This window comes from Streptomyces sp. 8L, from assembly GCF_020176795.1.
Classification (GTDB): Bacteria; Actinomycetota; Actinomycetes; order Streptomycetales; family Streptomycetaceae; genus Streptomyces.
Genome location: NZ_JAIUKE010000305.1, coordinates 1 through 5,696 on the forward strand (window position 1 = coordinate 1; position 5,696 = coordinate 5,696).

Below are 5,696 nucleotides of genomic sequence, written 5' to 3' on the forward strand. Positions count from 1 at the left end.
CGCCCCCGGCGCGGCGGCGTCCGCGCCCCGCGCCGCGGCCTCGGCCCGCGTCCTGTTCGACAACACCGAGGCCGAGACGGCGGGCAACGCCGACTGGGTCATCTCCACCAGCCAGCCCGATCCGCTCGGCGAGGACGCGTCGCCTTCCAGCGAGAAGGACTGGACCGGTGCCCTCTCGTCCTGGGGCGTGGCGCTCCAGAAGACCGGCGACTACACGCTCGACACCCTGCCGTCGGGCAGTTCCATCACCTACGGCGGGTCGGGCGCGCTGGACCTGAAGAACTTCGACACGTTCGTCCTGCCGGAGCCGAACATCAAGTTCACCACCGCGGAGAAGACCGCGATCATGAAGTTCGTCCAGAACGGCGGCGGGCTCTTCCTGATCTCCGACCACACCGGCAGCGACCGCAACAACGACGGCTACGACTCGCCCGAGGTCATCAACGACCTGATGACGAACAACGGCGTCGACAACACGGACCCGTTCGGCTTCTCCGTCGACGCGCTCGACATCAGCTCCGGCACGCCGCGCGCGATCAGCGACAGCTCGAACCCGGTGCTGAACGGTTCCTTCGGCAAGGTCACCGGCTCCACCATCGCGGACGGCACCACGTTCACGCTGAAGCCCGGCGACAACCCGGACGTCAAGGGCCTCGTCTGGAAGTCGGGCGCGAACACCTCGGGTACCACGGGCGCCTTCTTCGTCACCAGCACCTTCGGCAGCGGCAGGGTGGCGGTCTGGGGCGACAGCTCACCGATCGACGACGGTACGGGGCACCCCGGCGACACCCTGTACGACGGGTGGAACGACACCGGCGGCACCAACGCGGCCCTCGCCCTGAACGCCACCGCCTGGCTCTCCGGCGACGGCAGCGGCGGAGGCGGCGGCACGACGCCCCCCGGCGGAGGCGGCGGGGACTGCGACAGCGCCCAGCTGCTGGCCAACCCGGGCTTCGAGTCGGGCAGCACCGGCTGGACCGCGTCCGACAAGGTGATCTCGTCCAGCTCGGCCGAGGCGGCGCACACCGGCTCGTACAAGGCGTGGCTCGACGGCTACGGGACGGCGACCACCAACACGCTGTCCCAGTCCGTGTCGCTGCCCGCGGGCTGCCCCGCGACGCTCGGCTACTGGCTGCACGTCGACACGGCCGAGACGGGCGGTACCGCGTACGACACCCTGAAGGTGCAGGTCCTCGGCGCGTCGGGGGCGGTGCTCGGCACCGTGGGCAGCTGGTCCAACACGGACGCGGCGAGCGGCTACCAGCAGCACACCGCGGACCTGAGCGCGTACGCGGGGCAGAACGTCACACTGCGGTTCACCGGGACGGAGGGGTCCAAGCTCCAGACGTCGTTCGTGGTGGACGACACCGCGCTCACCGTCGGCTGAGCGGGACACCGCACCGTACGGGCGCCCCGGGGCACTCGCCTCCGGGGCGTCCGTCCGTGGCCTCGGACCGCCTTCGCCCGGTCCGAGGCGTTACGGTGTGAAACCGTACGTTCCGTAGTGTCGCGTCCGGGTCTCCACCGCCGCCGGCCGGGCCCGGGACGGCGTGGCCCGGGGCACGAGCGATGCGGCCGCGGGAACCCGAGCGAAGGAGGCGCCTCGTGCCGATGACGGACGCGCCGCCGAACCTGCCCGGTGTCCTCGGCGACATCGCGCCGGTCCTGGACCACTGGGGCTATCTGGCGGTCGGCGGTCTGCTGTTCGTCGAGGACTTCGGGGTCCCCGTCCCCGGCGAGACGATCCTGATCGCGTCGGCGGTGTACGCGGGGGCGGGCCGGCTCAACATGATCACGGTCGTGGTGATCGCCGTCGTCGCCGCGGCGCTCGGCGACAACGTCGGCTACGCGATCGGCCGCTTCGGCGGCCACCGGCTGGTCGACCGGTACGGCAAGTACGTGCTGCTGCCCCGCGAGCGGGTACGCAAGGCGGAGGACTTCTTCACGCGGCACGGCGGCAAGATCGTCACCGTGGCCCGCTTCGTGGACGGCCTGCGCCAGGCCAACGGGATCATCGCCGGGATGACGCTGATGCCGTGGTCGCGGTTCCTGCTGTTCAACGCCATCGGCGCCATCCTGTGGGTGGGTGCCTGGTGCACGGTGGGCTACTTCGCGGGCCGGCACCTGGACACGATCTACCCGCAGATCGAACGCTACGAGCTGGCCCTGGCGGGGGCGGCCGTCGTGGTGATCGCCCTGTTCGTCGTGCGCCATCTGCGGCGCCGCCGGCGCGCCCGCGCCGAGGAGGCCGCGGCCGAGGCGGACGCCGCCCACGACGACGGGGACCCCGGGACCGCGAAGGACACCGGAGCCACCGGGGCCACCGGGGAAGCCGGGAAGGCGGGCGGCCCGGGCGGCGGTGCGGAGGGGCCGGACGATCCGGGGGACGCGGCGGCGGCCCGCGAGCGCGGGCGCTGAGACAGCGGAAACCCGCTACCGGGGCGGGCGCGTGCCGTGCCAGGCTGACCGGATGCCGGAGATTCCCGAAGCGGGCGGAGCGCCCGAGGCGCTGCTGCTGGGCGGACGCGCCGGAGTGGGCAAAACGTCCGTGGCGTGGGAGGTGTCAGCGCTGCTGCGGGGCGCGGACGTGCCGCACGCGGTGATCGAGGGCGACTGCCTCGGCCAGGTGCATCCGGCGCCGGTGGGCGACCCGCACCGCTCACTCCTGACGGAGCGCGGCCTCGCGGCGGTCTGGGGCAACGCGGCGGCGCTGGGCCACCGGCGGCTGGTCTACTCGAACACCGTGAGCGTGCTGGCGCGCGAGGAAGGCATGTTCCGGCGCGCGATGGGCGACGGCGTCCGGCTCGTACGGGTGCTGCTGACGGCCTCGGACGAGACGGCGCGGGCGCGTCTTACGGGCCGGGAGATCGGCTCGGGCCTACGGGCGGAGCTGGCGAACAGCGCCCGCAAGGCGCGGCTGCTGGACGCGGAGGCACCCGCGGACACGGTCCGCGTGGCGACGGACGGCAGGTCCGTCGCGGAGGTCGCCCGGGAGGTGCTCGCGGCGACCGGCTGGGGCACGGGGGCCCGGCCGGAGTGACGCCTGCGGCAACGCCCACGGGCCGGGCCCGCCCCGGGCCCCCGGGGGGGGGGGGCCCCCGCCGGGGGGGCCCCGGGGGGGCCCCGCCCCGCCCCGGCGCCCCCGCGGGGGGGGCGGCGGGGGGGGGCGCGGGGGGGGGGCCCGGGGGCCCGGGGGGGGCCCCGGGGGCCCGGCCGGGCGCCCCCCCGCCCCCCCCCCCCCGGGCGGGCCCCGGCCAGGGCCCCGCGGGCTTCCTGGCCACGGCCCGGCCGTGGAGGGAGTGCGGTGGTCAGGCGACCGTGGTGGGCGTGGCGCCCGCGCCGCTGTCCTTCAGCCAGTCCGACCAGGACACGTTGTAGTCGGCGTAGCCGTTGTCGCCCTTGGCCTTGCCGCGCGGCGTGCCGGTGATGGTGACCGGGTCGCCCGGCTTGACGAGGTCGTAGAACCACTTCGCGTTCGCCAGCGACAGGTGCACGCAGCCGTGCGAACCGACGCTGTGGCCCGGGTTGGGGTCGCCCGTCGAGTAGTGGACGTACGTACCGGACGTCGTGAGGTGGACGTCCCACGGCAGCGTCAGGTCGTAGTAGTCCGGCGAGCCCTTCGTGCAGCTGATGTTGACGCTGCACGAGGTCATGTGGACCTCCTTGGCCTTGTCGATGACGGCCATCGTGCCGTCCCAGGAGGGGTCGGCCGGGCTGCCCGCGTCGATCGGCATCGTGCGCAGGACCGTCCCGTTCTTCTTGACCGTCATCGAGTGGCCCGGCGCCGAGACCGTCGCCTCGACGTCGTCGCCGATCGTGAACGAGTGGGTGTAACCGTGCACGCCGATCCGGCCGTTGCCGTTCTTCACGCCCGTCATGTCCGCGTTGATGGTGACATGCGTGTTGCTCGGCCAGAAGTTCTCGGGCCGGAAGTCCACCCGGGTGTCACTGAACCAGTGCCACGCGCCCGTGACCGCCTTCGACGTCGTCACCTTCAGGTGCTTCTCCACGTCCGCCCGCGCGGATTCCGCCACGGGGTTGGAGAAGACGACCGAGATGGGCTGCGCGACACCGACCGTGCCGCCGCGCGGGGTGATCGTGTCGAGCAGCATGGGCGGCCCGGCCGGCTTCGACGGGCTCGGCTTGACGCTCGCCTTCGCGCTCGCCGGGGCGTTCGCCTTCCCGTCCGCGGCGGCGTCGCTCTTACCTCCCCCGCATGCCGTCGCCCCCACCAGCAGCGCGCCGGCCAGCAATGCCATCCCGACGCCCCTACTGCGATGGCCTATGCCCACGCCCATACCTCAGCTCCCGCTCACACCACTTGCGTTGTCATAAGTCCGACATCTCTATGGACGTGGCCCGGGACCTGGCAGTTCCCCCGCGACGGCAAAGCGAGGACAAAGACCCGCGAGGAGGATGTGATGTGCGCCGCAGTCGTGCTAGGGAGTGTCCGCGACGTAGCGCCGTGCGCCCCGAGGGCGGGACTTCGCGGACACGGGCTAATGGCGCCGGAGAGCGAGCCAGTGCGGGTCCGGAACAACCGTCAGGACGGCGGAGACGAGGACGACACAGAGCAGGACGGCGATCTCCGCATGGATCTCGGGGCCCGCCGCGCCCGTTCCGCGCAGCCGCCGGCGCACTCCGAGCGCGCACGCGCCCGCCGCCCCGGCCAGGGCCAGCTTGAACAGCAGCACCCGGCCGTACGCGCTGGTGAGCGCCACCTCGAAGGGGAGCTTGCGGAGCGCGGAGGCCGTACCGGTCGCGGCGAGGGCGGCGAGCAGCCAGCCGGTGCGGCGGGTGTACCGGACGAGGACGGCCCTGGTGGACGGACGGTCGCCGCGGGCGAGCCACAGGACGCGCAGGACGTGGAGCAGGCCGCCCGTCCACAGCGAGGCCGCGGTGAGATGGACGGCGGTGAGGGCCGAGCCGACGAGGGGGGTGAACTGCTCCGGGCGGGCGCGCGCGGCCTCGGCGCAGATCACGGCGGCGAGCGGCGCGAGCGCCCACTCGGGGCGGGCCAGGGCGGCGCATCCGGCGGCGAGCAGGAAGCCGCTCGCCATGACGAGCAGGAGCCGCCCGTCGACGGTCCCGTACACGGCGGCGAGGTCCATGCCGCTGACGGCGGAGAGCAGGACGAGCTGGCCGACCGAGGCGCCGGCCCCGGCGAGCGTGGCGGCGGCGGCGAAGGCGCGGGGCCGGGGGCGCGGTGCGCTGCCGGGCCGGGCGGCCGGGTGCGTGTCGCCGGTGCCGGATGACGTCGCAGGACCAGGACCGGCCGGGCGCCGGGCGGCCGTGCGGGCACCCGCGAGTTCGCCGATGTGGACGGCGAGGGCGGCGAAGACCACCGCGTGCAGCAGGGCGGTGGTTCCCGCGGCGGGGATGGGGTGTTCGCCCGTGCCGCGGGTGGCGGCGGCGACGCCGAGGAGCGCGATCAGCGCGGCCGCGGTCGTGGCGACGGCGACGCGCCCCGCGGTACGGACGAGGCCGCGGCGCGCGTCGTGCGCGGCGGCCTGTGCTGGGGGTCCCGGGAAGCTCACCGGACGATCATCTCCGCGCCCCCGCGGGCCCGCAGCGCGGGGGGGGGGGCCGGCGGCCCCCCCCCCCCCGGGCGGGCGCGGGGGGGGGCCCGCCGCCCGGGGGGGGGGGGGGGGGCGGGGGGGGGGCGGGGCGGCGGGGCGGGGGGGGGCCCCGGGGCG

At 74.8% G+C, this 5,696-nt stretch carries 5 protein-coding genes; 3 read left to right on the forward strand and 2 right to left on the reverse strand.

From position 1 onward, the window contains the following. The 3 genes from LCE31_RS23880 to LCE31_RS23890 form a co-directional block, all read left to right on the forward strand. Window positions 1-1,387, forward strand: a 1,387-nt coding sequence (locus LCE31_RS23880; RefSeq protein ID WP_225017442.1) for an immune inhibitor A, incomplete at its 5' end; no start/stop codon positions are given. A gap of 224 nt (window positions 1,388-1,611) precedes the next feature. Continuing rightward, window positions 1,612-2,418, forward strand: coding sequence for a DedA family protein (locus LCE31_RS23885; RefSeq protein WP_225017448.1), 807 nt, complete (start codon window positions 1,612-1,614; stop codon window positions 2,416-2,418). 52 nt (window positions 2,419-2,470) lie between these two features. Then, window positions 2,471-3,040: an AAA family ATPase gene (locus LCE31_RS23890; protein WP_225017444.1), complete on the forward strand. Its 570-nt coding sequence runs from the start codon at window positions 2,471-2,473 to the stop codon at window positions 3,038-3,040. Window positions 3,041-3,308: 268 nt separating this feature from the next. On the opposite strand, the gene LCE31_RS23895 is transcribed toward LCE31_RS23890, so the two are convergent. Beyond that, the gene (locus tag LCE31_RS23895; RefSeq protein WP_225017447.1) at window positions 3,309-4,259 is read right to left on the reverse strand and encodes a L,D-transpeptidase; all 951 of its coding nucleotides are present in this window, start codon (window positions 4,257-4,259) and stop codon (window positions 3,309-3,311) included. 240 nt (window positions 4,260-4,499) lie between these two features. Then, window positions 4,500-5,537: a CopD family protein gene (locus tag LCE31_RS23900; protein ID WP_225017450.1), complete on the reverse strand. Its 1,038-nt coding sequence runs from the start codon at window positions 5,535-5,537 to the stop codon at window positions 4,500-4,502. Window positions 5,538-5,696 lie beyond the last annotated feature (159 nt).